We start from the raw sequence: 15,177 nt of genomic DNA, 5'->3' as shown, positions 1-15,177 counted from the left end.
GGTCCCGGCCGCCTTGGAGTTGGCGGGAGCGGGCCGGTTGGTGGCGTTCGCCTGGTTTCCGGAGGCCGCGGACTTCGGGCCGCCGGACGGCGTCGAAGCCTGCGGTGCGGCGCCCGCGCTACCCGTGGATGCGGAGCCGCCCGTATTCATGGCGGTGGAGGCGGGTGAGTTCGTACCGCGCGCTGGACCGTTGGCCGGTTTCGCGCCCGCCGTGGCCGCGGTCGCGTCTTTCCCGGAGACCGGACCGCCACCGGGCGCCTGTTTCGGCTGCCCGGCGCGGGATGCGCCGGGGGCCGGATCACCGGTGCTCGCGTCCGCCTTCGATCGCGCCGCGGCTGGGCCCGAGGTGGTCGCGCCGGCACCGCCGGACGGCGTCGCACCCGGTCGCTGCGCCTTGGCGATGCGCTCGGTGGGAGCAGCCGACGCAGCCGGACCGCTCTTGTCCGAGGCCGGGATACGTTCGGTGGCGGCGTCAGGGCGTGCGTCGGCCCCGGCAGCGGCGTCGGCCGGTCCGGCGCTGCCTCGCGCCGCGCTCTTCTCGTCGTTCGGGTCGGACACGCACACCCCTCGCTAAGCGGAACTGTTGAACTCGACGGCCAGCCTAATGGGCGCGGCCCGGCGAAGTCCGGCATCAGCCCACGTCGAGCGGAACGATCGCAGGCCCGCCACGTGACCTCCGGGTGCGACCTGCGCGCTTGCGAGCGGAGGCGAGACGGTCGCCTGTCGAGCAAACCGTCGTGCGGTGCACAATGAACCGCATGACCTCGTTCGGTGACCTGCTCGGACCGCAACCGGTATTGCTACCAGAAATCTCCGACGCCGAGGACGCGCTCCTCGACGGCGCCGATCCGGTGCGGGTCGCGGCCGAGCACCCCGCCGCCTCGATCGCCTGGGCGCACCTCGCCGAGGCGGCGCTGTCCCGGGGCGAAGCCGAGGACGAGGCGATCAACCACGACATCGTCGCCGCGTACGCGTTCGCCCGCACCGGCTACCACCGCGGCCTCGACCTGCTGCGCCGCAACGGCTGGAAGGGCTTCGGTCCGGTGCCGTGGAGCCACGAGCCCAATCGCGGCTTCCTGCGCAGTGTCGGCGCGCTGGCCCGCGCCGCCAAGGTGATCGGCGAGACCGACGAGTACGCTCGCTGCCTCGACCTGCTGGAAGACTGCGACCCCCGGGCGGCCGCGGAGCTCGGTCTCGATTAGTCGTAGTGATCGGAGCACCGCGTAGCGAATCGATGAGAGGTAGCGGCCGGGTGACGGGTGCGTTCGACCCGAGGTCCCGGATCGGCGTGGCCCGCGCGAGCGGCATGGCGAGATTGCGCACCTCGTGGGCGCGGCTGCGCCGATCGATACTGCCGATCGTCCAGTGTTCGGTCGGCGCCGCGCTGGCCTGGTTCCTCGCGCATCACGTCATCGGCCACGCGCTGCCGTTCTTCGCGCCGACGGCCGCCGTGGTGTCGATGGGCATCTCCTTCGGCGCGCGGCTGCGTCGCTCGGTGGAACTGGTGGTCGGGGTCGCGGTCGGCATCGGCATCGGCGATCTGTTCATCTCCCGCGTCGGTACCGGCGTGTGGCAGATCGCGCTGGTGGTCGCGGTCGCCATGGCCGCTGCGGTGTTCTTGGACGGCGGTCCGGTCATCACCGTGCAGGCGGCGGGCTCCGCCGTGCTGGTAGCGACGTTGCTGCCGCCCTCGGCGGGCGGCGGACTCTCCCGCATGATCGACGCCTTGGTTGGCGGTCTGGTCGGTGTGGTGGTGGTCGCCGCGATCCCCCTGCATCCCGTGCGCAGAGCGCGGACGCTCGCCGCGGACATCCTCGCCGTGATGGGCAGGTCCATCACCGAATGCGCCGATGGACTGCTCGAACAGGATCCGGAGAAGCTGCACCACGCGCTCACCGCGATGCGCGCCACGCAGCCGCAGATCGACTCCTTGCGCGCCACCCTGGAAGGCGGCCGCGAGATCAGCCGCATCTCGCCGCTGTACTGGAATTCCCGTCCCCGGCTCGAACGCATCAGGGCCACGGCGGATCCGCTGGACAACGCCATCCGCAACACCCGAGTTCTGTTGCGGCGCTCGCTGACTCTGGTACGCGACGACGAAATCCTCCACCCCGGTTTGATCGACGAAGTGGAGCGCCTCGGCCAGGCCGTCGACGTGGTGCGCCGGATGATGCTCGCCGACCCGGGCGAGCAGCCCGACCGCGCCGAGGCGGCCCGCGTACTGCGCTCGGTCGCGAAGGGCGCGCGCCCGGAACTGGTAACCGGCGCGGGCCTTTCGGCGCACGTCGTCTTCGCCCAGGTGCGTTCGACGCTGGTAGACCTGATGCAGGTGTGTGGCGTACAACGTATCTCGGCGATTGCCCTGCTGCCGCCGACGGTCAAGAACCCCTACGTGCAGCCCCAGGTCTGAACCCTTACTACTCAGCGGTATTCGGACATTTTCGCCGGCCACCGTGGTCCGCGCCCGGCGCGCCGCGGCGGAAGTTCGATCTTCGGGTAGTCCGCTACTCGGGTTCCGCGCGTGGTCGCGCCGTAGCTTTGCGATGTGACCGCGAGTCGCGGGGTATCGCGGTCGACCACTTCGCACGTGGACGAAAGGGCCTTCCGGCCAGAGGGTGTGGCAGCTGGGAGGTGGGGCGGATCGGAAGCGGCGAAGAAGCGGGGCCGCCCGGTGAACCGACTCGGGCGGCCCCGCGCCAACCCGTAGCGCGTGTGCCGGAGATCAGGTCCAGAATCGGGTCAGGTAGCCGCCGTAGCGCGACCAATTCGACGGAACGCCGGACAGTTCGAACAGCGCGTACACCGCGTCGAAGAACACCTCGTTGATCGCGGGGGTGAACAGCAGCGCGAACAGGATCAGCATGCCGAACGGCTTGAACTGGTCGAGCGAGCGCCTGGTCTGGTAGCTCAACGACGGCTCGACGATGCCGTAGCCGTCCAGTCCCGGCAGTGGCACCAGGTTCAGCAGCGTCGCCGTGATCTGCAGGAAGGCAAGGAAACTGACGCCGAACCAGAACGCGGCGTGCGTGGCGGAGCTACCCCAGATCCGGACCGTCACCAGCAGCAGCACGGCGCACAGCGCGTTCACGGCGGGTCCCGCGCCGCTGATGATCCGCTGCGTGCGTGGCGCGACATCGTGCGTGTGCACGTAGACCGCGCCGCCGGGCAAGCCGATCCCGCCGAGCGCGATGAACACCATCGGCAACACGATCGACAGCAGCGGATGACTGTACTTCAGCGGATTGAGCGTCAGATAGCCGCGCAACTCCACCTCGCGATCACCCGCGCGCCACGCCGAGTACGCGTGCGCGAACTCGTGCAGGCACAGCGAGACCACCCAGCCGAACACCACGAAGACGAACACGCCTGCCTTGGCCCTGGTGGAGTCCAGCGGGGCGTCCCAGGCCAGCGCGCCGCCGACCGCGGTCACGACCACCACGAGCAGGAACACCGGGCTCGGCCGGACCGAACGCGATCTGCGGTTCAGGGCAGAACTCATCGCACCAGCAGCCAGGGTTCGTGATGGCGGTAGAAACTCGAGCGCGGCACCGGGCGATCGGTGCGGATGCCGTCCCTGGTCACGATCGCGCCGGGGGTGCCGAGCTGCGCCGCTCGCCCCTCCACCCAGCGTCGTTTGCGGAACCTTCGCCGCACGGTCGCCCGCACACCGGGCGGTTCCAGGCACGGGGAGACGAGCATCGCCGTCACCTCCCCGGAGAACAGCAGCGCGTCGTCGACGTAGGCCTCGCCGGCGAGCCGCTCGCCGCCGATGCCGGTGATCACCGCCCGGCCCGCGAGCACCTTGCCGGTGTCGTCGCGAACCAGCGGCGTCTCCACGGCGCGGCCATTGATGGCGCGCTTGGCGGCGGCGTTGCCGGTCCCGGTCTGGTAGGCGCGCGAGGCGTAGGTCTTCTCGACCGGCACGTACCCGATCTCCACGTGCAGGCGCTCGGTGCGCATCAGATGGGTGAGCACCGCGGCCAGCGCGGCGTCGTCACCCAGCACGATCAGGCGCGGCAGGCTGTCGGCGGCCAGCACGGGGAGCAGCTCATCGATCACGGCGGGATCGGGGACGACGGCCGTCTGGGTGGTCGGCAGGGCCGCGAGCGCGATGGGGACGGGGGCGCCGTCGCAGCGGAGAACATGGGTACTCAAGCTGCCGTACACCCTCCTCGGTTCGAGCCGACACCGTCGGGCCCCTCGCCATTGGCCTGCGAACCCGCTGCGGTTCGCCCGTGCCCGCCGCGCTGCCGCTCGGCGTGCCGTGCAACCATAGCCCTGCCCGGCCGCGACCACACGGTTGTCGAGCCTACGACGAGATCCGCTGCGATGCCGCCGGGGACGGGTCGGCTAGACTGTGCTTCCGGCCACCGCCTCAGTACGGCAGGTAGCTGCAACACATCAGTGTTGCCTGTCGAACCGTAGGAGACACGACCATGCCGGCAATCGTCCTGATCGGCGCCCAGTGGGGCGACGAAGGGAAGGGCAAAGCAACCGATCTCCTCGGTGGTCGGGTGAACTGGGTGGTCCGGTACCAAGGCGGCAACAACGCGGGTCACACCGTGGTGCTGCCCAACGGCGACAACTTCGCCCTGCACCTGATCCCCTCCGGCATCCTGACCCCTGGCGTGACGAATGTCATCGGCAACGGTGTCGTCGTGGATCCCGGCGTGCTGCTGGACGAGCTGGCGGGGCTGGAGCAGCGGGGCGTCGACACCTCGGGGCTGCTGCTCTCGGCCGACGCCCACCTGATCATGCCGTACCACGTGGCCATCGATAAGGTCACCGAACGTTTCCTCGGCAACAAGAAGATCGGCACCACCGGCCGCGGCATCGGGCCGTGCTACCAGGACAAGGTGGCCCGCGTCGGCGTGCGCGTCGCCGACGTGCTGGACGAGAAGATCCTCACCCAGAAGGTCGAGGCGGCGCTCGAGTTCAAGAACCAGGTGCTGGTCAAGATCTACAACCGCCGCGCGCTGGACCCGCAGCAGGTGGTGGACGAGGTGCTGACCCAGGCGGACAGTTTCAAGCATCGGATCGCCGACACCAGGCTGCAGCTGAACCTGGCCCTCGAGCGCGGTGAGACGGTCCTGCTGGAGGGCTCGCAGGGCACCTTGCTCGACGTCGACCACGGCACCTACCCCTACGTAACGTCGTCGAACCCGACTTCGGGCGGCGCGGCGGTCGGCGCGGGCATCGGACCCAACAAGATCAACACGGTGCTCGGCATCCTGAAGTGCTACACCACCCGCGTCGGTTCCGGACCGTTCCCGACCGAGCTGTTCGACGAGTTCGGCGCCTACCTGGCCAAGACCGGCGGCGAGGTCGGCGTCACCACCGGGCGCGCCCGCCGCTGCGGCTGGTTCGACGCGGTGATCGCGCGCTACGCCACCAGGGTCAACGGCATCACCGACTACTTCCTCACCAAACTGGACGTTCTATCCAGTTTGGAGACGGTGCCGATCTGCGTCGCCTACGAGGTCGACGGCGAACGGGTCGAGCAGATGCCGACCACACAGACCGAATTCCATCACGCGAAGCCCGTTTTCGAGCAAATGCCCGGTTGGTGGGAAGACATTTCCGGCGCGCGCACCTTCGAGGAACTGCCCGCCAACGCGCAGGCGTACGTGTTGCGTTTGGAGGAACTTTCCGGCGCCCGTATTTCTTGCATCGGCGTGGGTCCCGGGCGGGATCAGACCATCGTCCGGCACGACGTGCTCGGCTAGAACCTGTTCGAATTCCGCGTGTGCCAGCGGAAATTCGGCAAGATCACCGAAAATTCGCCACATCTATCGTGCTCGCTCGGCTTCGATCATGATCGGTGAAGAACTACAGTTAGAGCATGGCTCGGAACTGGCCGATGATCGAGCGCGAGAGCGAATTCGAGGCGATCCGTGCGGCGCTGACCGGTTCGGAGCACGTCGGCGTGGTACTGACCGGCGACGCCGGGGTGGGCAAGACCACCCTGGCCCGGCACGCCACCTCCGCGATCGGCGGCAATGTCCGCTGGGTGGCGGGCACCGAGTCGGCGCGCAGCATTCCGCTGGGAGTGTTCGCGCACATGGTCGGCGTCTACACGGCGCACGACCCGGTCACGTTCATGTCGGCGGCGCGTGAGGCGCTGCTCGCCGACGGGGACACGGTGATCGGCGTCGACGACGCGCATCTGCTCGATCAGCTCTCCGCCACGCTGTTGCTGCAACTGGCCATCGACAAAGCCGCGCACATCGTGGTCACCGTGCGCAGCGGAGTCCCGGTGCCGGACGCGGTCACCTCACTGTGGAAAGACGGCCACCTGACGCGCATCGACCTGCGCCCGTTCACCCAGCGCCAGAGCGTCGAGCTGGTGGAGTCGATGCTCGGCGGGCAGCTCGAGGGGTTCACCGCCAATCTGATGTGGGAGTCGTCCGCCGGAAACGCGCTGTTCCTGCGGCATTTGGTGGAGGGTGCGCTGGAGGCGGGCACGCTGCGTCAGGTGAACGGCGTGTGGCAACTGCGGGGGCGCGCGGCGGTGACCTCGGAGCTGGCCGCGCTGCTGGAGGACCGGGTCGAGCAGTTGCCCGAGCCGGTGCTGCGGGTGCTGGAACTGCTGACCTTCTGCGAGCCGATCGATCTCGACGTCCTCGCCGAATTGGCCGGCGAGGACGCGGTGGAAGCCGCCGAAACGCGCGGCGTGATCCGGGTGGTGGAGAATTCCCAAGAGCTGATCGTGCGCTACAACCACCCGCTGTTCGGCGAAGTGATCCGGCGCAGGCTCGGCATCGCCTCGGCGCGGCGGCTGCGCGGCAGGTTGTATTCGTCGCTGCGGGAACGCCGGATAAATTCCGCCGCCGACCGCATCCGTCTGGCCGAATTGGCGCTGGACAGTGACAAATCCGCGGATCTGGAATTGTTCGAGGCGGCCGCGGCCGACGCTATCGGCTTGGCGAATCTGCCGCTGGGCGAGCGCTTCGCCCGCGCCGCGGTGGAGCGGCGCGGCGGTGTGGAGGCCGCCGACCTGCTGGCGCGCGCCCTGCTGTGGCAGGGGCACCGGATCGAGGCCGAGCGCACCTTGGCCAGCTTCGACCCCGACCAGCTCGACGAGGTGCAGCTGGCGCGCTGGGGCAGCACCAGGGTGGCGAACCTGTTGTGGGCCATGGGCGATGCCGATCGCGCCGACGAGGTGCTGAAGCTGGTGCGCGGGAAGGTGCGGCATCCGAAGATCGCGGCCATCTTCACCGGTCTGGCGTCCGCGAGTCTGGTCAACGAGAACCGGGTCGACGACGCGATCGCCGAGGCGGAGACCGTGATGTCCGCCGACGGCGCACCGCCGTGGGCGGTGTGGTGGGCGTCGTTCGGCGGGGGCCTGGCGTCGGCGTTGATGGGCAAGGGCGCGGCGGCCAGGCAGTACGCGGCTCGCGGGCACGAAGTGGAAGAGCACATCGACGGGCTCAACCGCTTCATGTCCACGCACGCCGAGGTGCTCGCCTTGACCTTCGCCGGAGAGCTGGAGGCCGCACGGCGCTGCGCGGGAGCGTTCGTCGGTTACTCCTCGCCGGGTCAGTATCTGGCCTGGGGCATGTCGAAGATCCTGCAAGGCACCGTCGATGTGGCGCAGGGCCGGTTCCTGGACGGCATCGACAATCTGGAACAGGCCCTTGCCGCATTGGCCGCCGAGGGCGCGGCCGCCTGGATGTTCCCCGCGAGAATTCGGCTGGCGGAAGCGTACTCGGCGCTCGGGCGGGCCGCCGAGGCCGCCGAGTCGATCGCGGACGCCACCGCGCGGGGCGGCAGGCACAGCGCCGTGTACGAACCGCAGCTGGAAGTGGCCCGCGCCTGGCTGGCCGCCGCCGAGGGAACCGTGACGCCCGCCATCCGGATCGCGGTGGGCGCCGCCGACGCCGCCGCACGTTCGCATCAGCACGCCATCGAGGCCATGGCACTGCACACCGCGGCCCGCTTCGGCGACCACTCCGTGTCCGGACGACTGGCGGAGCTGGCCGATCGAGTGGAGGGGCGGCTGGTGCAGGCGCAGGCGCGGCACGCGGTGGCGCTCGCCGCCCACGACGGACCCGGGCTGGACGCGGCCGCAGCCGAATTCGAGCGGATCGGCGCGCTGTTGTCGGCCGCCGACGCCGCGGCGCAGGCCGCGTCGGCGCACGAGCGAGCCGGGGATCGGCGCAAGTTGCTGGAGTCCGCCGCCATGGCCAACCGGCTCGCCGCGGCCTGCGGCGGAGCGAGCACCCCGGCGCTGCGGCAGGCCGCGCAGCCCTTGCCCTTGACCGCGCGGGAACGCGAGATCGCCAACCTCGTCGCCGCGGGCCTGTCCAACCGGCAGATCGCCGACCGGCTCACCGTCTCGGTGCGCACCGTCGAAGGCCATCTCTACCGGGCCTGCATCAAGATGGACGTCACCGATCGCGAGTCCCTCGGCGCGCTGATGCGCGGTGAGTCCGGAAGCGGAGGGTGACCTTGCGACCGACCACGCTGATCGCTGTACTGGCGGCCGGACTCGCCCTGGCCGCCGGGTGCTCCGACGGGCAACCGCAACCGGTCACCAGTTCGGCGCGTCCCTCGGTGACCACTCCGAAGACCGAGTCGCCCCAGGAGCGCAGCGCCCGGATCAGGCAGAAGCTGATCGAACTCGGCTGCTCGACGAACGCCTGCATCCAGACTTACTTCGGCTGCGAGGACGGCTACATCACGGGAGACGCGTGCGAATTCTTCCGCGCGCATCCCATGGACTGAGCCGCGAACTACCCGGCGGGGCGAGGAGCCCGATGTTCGGATCGTGGCTGGGCCGGGGAATCTCCCGGAAACGGTGTCGGGAAGTACTGCGGCGGCGACGCGAGCTCCTTCCCGGAGCAATCGCGTCGGTTTTGCTCCCGGCGATGACCGGAGTGGGAACGTCGACTTGCTCAGAACAAAGTGGGCTCGCCGAAACCCGGTGTGCGCTCGATGGTCAGTAGGTGCTGTTTGGTGTCGATGCCGCCGGGGGCGGAGAATCCGTGCAGGGCGTGGTCGGCGGCCAGGACGCGGTGGCACGGGATGATCAGCGGGATCGGGTTGCGGCCCAAGGCCTGACCGACGGCCTGCGCGCCGCCGGGGGCGCCCACACGGTGGGCGACCTGGCCGTAGCTGAGGGTGTGGCCCGGATCGATGGCGCGGGTGACGGCGTAGACGGCGCGGTGGAATTCCGGGATTCCGCTGGTGTCCACGGCGATCCAGCGCAGGTCGTCGAGTTCGCCCGCGAGGTGGGCGCGGATGCCCGCGATGGCCGCGGCGACGGCCTCGGTCGGCGCTTCTTCGTGGACCTGTCCGCCCGGATGTCCGGCGCGGCCGCGGGTGATGCGCGCCCGAGTGGCGGCCGGGTTCGCCTCTGGCAACTGGAATCGGATCACACCGTGCTCGCTCCACGCGATCGCGCAGTAGCCGATCGCGGTGTCGAACAGGGCCGCCGCGACCGGGCGGGCCGGCGCGGGACGACCGGAGGCCACGGGCTCGGTGGCCTCGATCGCCGGATGATCGGTGGCGAGGCGAGTGGCGTCACTCATGCGCCAAGTCTGCACCGCGGGACCGACAAGTTCGCAATGAGCAGTCCAGTCTTTCGGAACTGGCCTTAATCCACCGCGCCCGGGTCCGGTGCGTCGCCACGGCCGTGGATCGCGACGAGATCGGAGTATCTCCGCTGGTGGTCGTAGTACGAGAGGGGTTGGTCGGACATCGGCGTACCGGGGTGGAAGCGTTCGAGGCGGAAGGTGCGCGTGTCGCGTTCCGGCGCGAATCGGTAGATCAGGCAGCCGATCAGTGCGGTCAGGAGCAGGGTGGCGAAGGCGGTCATGTCCGTCAGCGTGCGCGCCACTGGCCTTGCCAATAAATATCCAATCGGTCGATACTGGACCGTATGGCGACAAGAGTGATCGGCGCGGGCAGCCTGGCTCGCGATCTGGGCCATTGGCGGCACGCGCACGACGGTGATCCGGATTCAGCCGGGCGGCGCTCCACCCGCCCGGCCTACTTGGCGCTCGCCGAGGGCATCCGGCTGCTGATCCACGACGGGCGCGCGCCCCTGGGCGTCGCCTTGCCCAGCGAACGGGATCTCGCCGCCACCCTCGGGGTCAGTCGCACCACCATCACCTCCACCTACGCGCTGTTGCGCGAGCACGGCTACCTGATCAGCCGCCAGGGCTCGCGCAGCACGGTGGCCCTGCCCCGCGACGTGCAGCACGACGGCGTCAAACCGGCGCGCAGCATCCTGGCGATGATGGCCTCGCCGGAACTGCCCACCATCGACATGACCTACGCCGCCATGGCCGCTCCGCTGGAGATGCAGGACGCGTATTCCGCTGCGCTGGAGGGAATTCCCGCCTACCTCGGCACGCACGGCATGGATCCGGTAGGTGTGCTCGCGCTGCGCGAGGCGATCGCCCGCCGCTACACCGCGCGCGGGCTGCCGACCGAGCCCGAGCAGATCCTGGTCACCCTCGGCGCCCAGCACGGCCTGCGCCTGCTGCTGAACGTGCTCACGGCGCCCGCCGCCCGGGTGCTCATCGACCATCCGACCTATCCGAACGCCATCGAGGCGATTCGCGACGTCGGCGCCCGGCCGGTGCCGGTGCCGCTGCGCCCGGAGGACCCGGCGGGCGGCTGGGATCTGGACGGTATCCGCAGTGCCGCGCGGCAGACCGCGGCCAGTCTGGCCTACCTGGTGCCGGACTACAACAACCCGACCGGCCTGCTGCTCGACGCCGACGGCCGCGCCGAACTGGCCGCCATCGCCAGGGATACCAGGATGACCATCGTCATCGACGAGTCCATGGCGGATCTCGGGCTCGATGGCGACGTGCCGCAACCGCCGGTCGCCGCCTTCGCCAGAGGCTCCGAGATCGTGACCATCGGTTCGGCCTCGAAATCGTTCTGGGGCGGTCTGCGCGTCGGCTGGATCCGGACCAACCAGGCGCTGATCACCAAGTTGCTCGGCATCCGCTCCACGGTCGACCTCGGCACCCCCGTGATGGATCAGCTGGCGACCGTGCACCTGCTCGAGCACGCGGAGGTGATTCTCGACCGCCGCCGGGACCAGTTGCGTTCGCAGCGCGCCGCGTTGCTCGACACGCTCGCCGAGGAACTGCCGGATTGGCGCGTCACCGTAGGCGCGGGCGGTATGTCGGTGTGGGCACAACTGCCGACCTCGGTGTCCACGGCGCTGGCCGCCACGGCTCCCAATCACGGCGTATTGCTCGCGGCCGGCCCTCGATTCGGCGTGCAAGGGGCGTTCGAACGGTTCCTGCGGCTGCCGTTCACGCACCGGGAACCCGAATTGCGTTTGGCGGTCAAATCCATCGCGTCCGCCTATGCTGCGCTCACGCCGCGCGCCGCGGACCCGTTGACGCCGTTGACCTGCTACTGAGGCGATTTCGCCGTTTGGGAGGACCTCCGCCGGCGGTATGTCCCCTCCGAGCACCGCCGAGCACGATCGGCCGGCCACCCCTCGGGGCTGGCCCTCGTCGTGCTCGGGCGGTGTGCAGAAGCTCGCACGGCGCGGAGGCCTCCAGCTCGAGCGGCGGTCAAGGAGCGGACCGGACGAGGTTCGCGATTCTCGAAAGCCGCCAGCTCGCGGACAGTATGGCAGGCTCGGTGCCCAACTGTCGAACCGGTTGGTATGTTACAAGTTTCAATTATCGGCGGCGGGGCGGGGCGGCGCATCGCCACCCCGCCCGGTGCTCACTCGGCCCAGACCGCATCGATCGGGGTGGCGGTGGTTGGCGGCGGGGTGGGAATCCCGTTCGGAGTGCGGGAGAATCGCGGCGCGGGAGCGTGCTGGGTGATGTCTTCCAGTTCCAGCAAGGAGCCGCGTGCCGCGATGTGCTCGTTGCGCGTCGCCTCCTCGAACGTGAGCACGGGGGAGACGCACGCGTCGGTGCCGACGAAGATTTCGGTCCATTCGTCCCGGGTCTTGGTCCGGAAGCGTTCGGCGAAAAGCTTTTTCAGCGCTTCCTGTCCGGCGGGGTCGAGCTGGAAGGGCAGGCCCTCCGCCTCGATCTCCAACCCGGCGAGCAACTGGGCGTAGAACTGCGGTTCGATCGCGCCGACCGCCATGTACTTGCCGTCGGAGGTTTCGTACGTGTCGTAGAACGACATTCCGGTGTCGAGCAGGTTCACGCCACGCTCGTCGGACCAGGCGCCCGCGCCGCGCATGCCCCAGATCATGTGCGAAAGGGCAAGGGCGCCATCGACCATGGCCGCGTCGATCACCTGGCCCTTGCCGGACTGCTGTCGCTCGACCAGCGCGGCGAGGATGCCGAACACCAGGAACATCGAGCCGCCGCCGAAATCGCCCACCATGTTCAGCGGCGGAACCGGTCGTTCCCCCTTGCGGCCGATGGCGTGCAGCACCCCGGTGATGGAGATGTAGTTGATGTCGTGTCCCGCGCGGTCGGCCAGCGGGCCCTCCTGTCCCCAGCCGGTCATCCGCCCGTAGACCAGCCGCGGGTTGCGGGCGAGCGCGTCGTCCGGGCCGATGCCGAGCCGCTCGGTGACGCCGGGGCGGAAGCCCTCGATCAGCACGTCCGCCTTCTCGACGAGGCCGAGTACCTTCTCGATGTCGGCGGGGTCCTTGAGGTTGGCCTCGACGATGGTCCGGCCGCGCAGCTGCGGACGGTCGAACCCGCCGGGCAGCTGGCCGGCCCGCTGCACCCGCACCACGTCGGCGCCCAGATCGGCGAGCAGCAGCGCGGCGTGCGGACCGGGGCCGATCCCGGCCAGCTCGATGACCTTGATGCCCGCGAGCGGGCCCTGCTTGGCGGTGGATGGAGTGCTCACGCCCTACCTCGGTTCGTCGTTCGATCCAGCGCACCGGCGGCCGGTGCGTCCTCCCGGAGGCGACCGGGAGGGGTGTATTGACAGTATGACAATAACGCCGCGGCGCGTATCACCCGGAAGCGTGGCCACCGGCTATCGAGCCGGCGCGTAGCGTCGCACCGCGGTGGGAATCGACACGGCGAGCAGCGCGGCGATCCAGATGAAGGCCGACGCGACGGGATGGCGCATCGTCCAGGCGGAGTCCGCCGCCGCGGTCGCCGGTAGGCCGAACAGTTGCCGCAGCGCCGCGACGACGGCGCTGACCGGGTTCCATTCGGCGATCGTGCGCACCGCGCCCGGCATCGTCTCGATCGGAACGAAGACGTTGGAGAACATGATCGCCGCGAAGACGAGCGGAGCAACCTGTTGCAGCATCTGCTCGTCGCGCACCGCCGTGCCCAACCACGTCCCGAGCCAGGCCAGCGCGTACCGGAAGGCGAGCAGCAGCAGGGCCGCGAGCGCGATATCCACCGGCGACGCGTCGACCCGCCATCCCGCCAGATAGTCCGCCGCGGCCATGACGATCAGGGCCAGTCCGCCGGTGACGGTCTCGGCGAGGACGAAACCCGCCGGCGCGGCGATCGGGTGAACGGGCAACGCGCGCACCCGGTCGGTCAGGCCGCTGCGCAGGTCGGCGTTCGCGGTGGGGGCGGTGGCGAGCAATCCCATGGCCGCGACCAGGACGAGAACGCCCGGTGTCAGGTAGGACCGGTAGACCGAGGCGTCCACGCCGCCGGCGAGCGCGCCGCCGAAGACGAAGCCGAACAGCAGCATCATGCTCAATGGCGCGGCGAGGGTGATGGCGAACAACCCCGGCGAGTTCCGGTACATCGCGACGATGCGCAGGAACATGATCCAGGTGCCCGCCACTGCCGAAGTGGTGCGGGAGGTGTCGGAGTTCATGCGGGGGTCCTTTCCTCGGCGTGGCCGGTGAGGGCGAGGAATGCGTCGTCGAGGGTGGCGCTGCGGCGGCCGATGTCGTGCACCGCGATGTCTTCCGCGTCGAGCGCGCGCAGTACGGGCAGCAGCGTGATCTCGGTGTCGTCGTCGAACGTGAACGACAAGCGCAGCGCCGGATCCGGTGGTGTCTGCGCGGAACCGGTGAGCCTGCCGCCGAATCGCCCGACCACCGCCGCGACGTCGGCGGTGCGAGCGGGATCGACCACGACGACGTCGAGCCCGGTCCCCGCGGTGCGCGCGATCTCCTCGGGCGTGCCCTCCGCGATGACTCGGCCCGTGTCCAGGATGGTGATGGCGTCGGCCAGCCGGTCGGCCTCATCGAGGTACTGGGTGGTCAGCACCACCGTGGTGCCTTCGTGCACGAAATCCTCTATGTAGCGGTAGATCTCGTTGCGGCTGCGCGGGTCCAGGGCGGTGGTCGGTTCGTCCAGGAAAAGCACCTCGGGTCGCACCACCATGCCCGCGACGATGTCCAGGCGCCTGCGCATGCCGCCGGAGTAGGTCCGGACCGGCCGGTCGCTCGCCGCGGTGAGATCGAATCGCTCCAGCAGTTCCGCAACGTGCTTGCGTGCGGCGGTGGCGCGCAGTCCGTTCAGGCGCGCGAACATCGTGAGGTTCTCGGTCCCGGTGAGGCGCGGGTCGACGGCGTGGAATTGCCCGACCAACCCGATGTGCCGCTGCACCCGCTCGGTCTCCCGCACGGTGTCGAAGCCGAGGATCCGGGCCGAGCCGGATGTCGGACGCAGCAGCGTCGCCAGCATGCGCACGGTCGTGGTCTTGCCGGAACCGTTCGGTCCGAGCAGTGCGTGGACATGGCCCGCCCGCACGTGCAGATCCACTCCGTCCACCACGGTGCGTCCGGCATATCGCTTGGTCAAAGCCTCGGCTTCGATGGCGTACATCGCAACCCCTTCAATTGTGAACAATGTTCGCAATTACACGGTACTTGTTTGCTAACGGTGTTCGCAACTACCCGGATGGTGCATCCTGACTGGCATGACGCACGATCCCCGGGCCGCCTTGTGGTCGCGCGGCGACAGCCCGAAGCCGGGGCCGCGTCCCGGTTACACCCTCGAGCAACTGGCCGACGCCTGCATCCGGCTCGCCGACCAGGATGGCCTGCGCGCCGTGTCGATGCGCCGGGTCGCGGGGAATCTGGGCACCGCCGCCGCCTCGCTGTACCGATACGTCGACGGCAAGGACGACCTGATCACGCTCATGGTCGACCGCGTCGCCGCCGAATACGAGTACCCCCCGCTCACCGGCGATGTCCGCACCGACGTCCTCGCCCTCGCCGAGCAGTCGCGAGCCCTGCACCGGCAGCACGGCTGGCTGATCCACGCGCAGCCGACGAGTCTCGGCCCGCACACGATGCGA

At 69.6% G+C, this 15,177-nt stretch carries 14 protein-coding genes and 1 pseudogene; 7 read left to right on the top strand and 8 right to left on the bottom strand.

Annotated elements, in window-relative coordinates; genetic code table 11:
• A pseudogene (locus ON21_RS38745) lies at positions 1–558 on the bottom strand (hypothetical protein); the annotation flags it as partial.
• A 200-nt stretch (positions 559–758) separates the two neighbouring features.
• On the opposite strand from ON21_RS38745, the gene ON21_RS28025 reads away from it, so the two are divergent.
• Positions 759–1,202, top strand: a complete 444-nt coding sequence (locus ON21_RS28025; RefSeq protein WP_039802721.1) for a DUF3151 domain-containing protein — start codon at positions 759–761, stop codon at positions 1,200–1,202.
• A gap of 104 nt (positions 1,203–1,306) precedes the next feature.
• Positions 1,307–2,410 carry an FUSC family protein gene (locus ON21_RS28020; protein WP_245562764.1) on the top strand — a complete coding sequence of 368 codons (1,104 nt, stop codon included), beginning with the start codon at positions 1,307–1,309 and terminating at the stop codon, positions 2,408–2,410.
• Positions 2,411–2,722: 312 nt separating this feature from the next.
• Here the strand turns inward: ON21_RS28020 and ON21_RS28015 are convergent, their stop codons facing one another.
• Both ON21_RS28015 and ON21_RS28010 read right to left on the bottom strand, forming a co-directional pair.
• Entirely contained in the window at positions 2,723–3,499 is a 777-nt protein-coding gene (locus ON21_RS28015) for a site-2 protease family protein (RefSeq protein ID WP_083880938.1), read from the bottom strand.
• Positions 3,496–4,155: a hypothetical protein gene (locus ON21_RS28010; protein ID WP_245562763.1), complete on the bottom strand. Its 660-nt coding sequence runs from the start codon at positions 4,153–4,155 to the stop codon at positions 3,496–3,498. The genes ON21_RS28015 and ON21_RS28010 overlap by 4 nt, the downstream gene beginning before the upstream one ends.
• A 281-nt stretch (positions 4,156–4,436) precedes the next feature.
• Between ON21_RS28010 and ON21_RS28005 the strand changes: the two genes are divergently transcribed.
• The 3 genes from ON21_RS28005 (at position 4,437) to ON21_RS27995 (ending at position 8,727) form a co-directional block, all read left to right on the top strand.
• Positions 4,437–5,726 (top strand): adenylosuccinate synthase, encoded by a 1,290-nt coding sequence (locus ON21_RS28005; protein ID WP_039802710.1) that lies wholly within the window; start codon positions 4,437–4,439, stop codon positions 5,724–5,726.
• A 116-nt stretch (positions 5,727–5,842) separates the two neighbouring features.
• Positions 5,843–8,449 (top strand): helix-turn-helix transcriptional regulator, encoded by a 2,607-nt coding sequence (locus ON21_RS28000; RefSeq protein WP_039802708.1) that lies wholly within the window; start codon positions 5,843–5,845, stop codon positions 8,447–8,449.
• Complete coding sequence (locus ON21_RS27995) at positions 8,446–8,727, top strand: hypothetical protein (protein WP_039802706.1); 282 nt, start codon at positions 8,446–8,448, stop codon at positions 8,725–8,727. Before ON21_RS28000 ends, ON21_RS27995 begins: the two co-directional genes overlap by 4 nt.
• A 170-nt stretch (positions 8,728–8,897) precedes the next feature.
• On the opposite strand, the gene ON21_RS27990 is transcribed toward ON21_RS27995, so the two are convergent.
• Together ON21_RS27990 and ON21_RS27985 are read right to left on the bottom strand one after the other, a co-directional pair.
• Entirely contained in the window at positions 8,898–9,533 is a 636-nt protein-coding gene (locus ON21_RS27990; protein ID WP_083880937.1) for a methylated-DNA--[protein]-cysteine S-methyltransferase, read from the bottom strand.
• Between the two features lie 65 nt (positions 9,534–9,598).
• Positions 9,599–9,820, bottom strand: a complete 222-nt coding sequence (locus ON21_RS27985; RefSeq protein ID WP_157170990.1) for a hypothetical protein — start codon at positions 9,818–9,820, stop codon at positions 9,599–9,601.
• 63 nt (positions 9,821–9,883) lie between these two features.
• Between ON21_RS27985 and yczR the strand changes: the two genes are divergently transcribed.
• Positions 9,884–11,389, top strand: coding sequence for a MocR-like transcription factor YczR (gene yczR / locus ON21_RS27980; RefSeq protein ID WP_039802702.1), 1,506 nt, complete (start codon positions 9,884–9,886; stop codon positions 11,387–11,389).
• A gap of 314 nt (positions 11,390–11,703) precedes the next feature.
• On the opposite strand, the gene ON21_RS27975 is transcribed toward yczR, so the two are convergent.
• The 3 genes from ON21_RS27975 to ON21_RS27965 form a co-directional block, all read right to left on the bottom strand.
• Positions 11,704–12,801 carry a CaiB/BaiF CoA transferase family protein gene (locus ON21_RS27975; protein WP_039802700.1) on the bottom strand — a complete coding sequence of 366 codons (1,098 nt, stop codon included), beginning with the start codon at positions 12,799–12,801 and terminating at the stop codon, positions 11,704–11,706.
• Between the two features lie 132 nt (positions 12,802–12,933).
• Positions 12,934–13,743 carry an ABC transporter permease gene (locus tag ON21_RS27970; RefSeq protein ID WP_039802698.1) on the bottom strand — a complete coding sequence of 270 codons (810 nt, stop codon included), beginning with the start codon at positions 13,741–13,743 and terminating at the stop codon, positions 12,934–12,936.
• Entirely contained in the window at positions 13,740–14,702 is a 963-nt protein-coding gene (locus ON21_RS27965; RefSeq protein ID WP_039802696.1) for a daunorubicin resistance protein DrrA family ABC transporter ATP-binding protein, read from the bottom strand. Before ON21_RS27965 ends, ON21_RS27970 begins: the two co-directional genes overlap by 4 nt.
• Before the next feature lie 94 nt (positions 14,703–14,796).
• Here ON21_RS27965 and ON21_RS27960 point away from each other — a divergent pair.
• The coding region (locus ON21_RS27960; protein ID WP_039802694.1) for a TetR/AcrR family transcriptional regulator at positions 14,797–15,177 on the top strand (381 nt) is incomplete at its 3' end.

Source organism: Nocardia araoensis NBRC 100135, assembly GCF_000308435.1.
Classification (GTDB): domain Bacteria; phylum Actinomycetota; class Actinomycetes; order Mycobacteriales; family Mycobacteriaceae; genus Nocardia; species Nocardia araoensis.
This window is presented reverse-complemented; position numbering and strand designations above follow the sequence as displayed.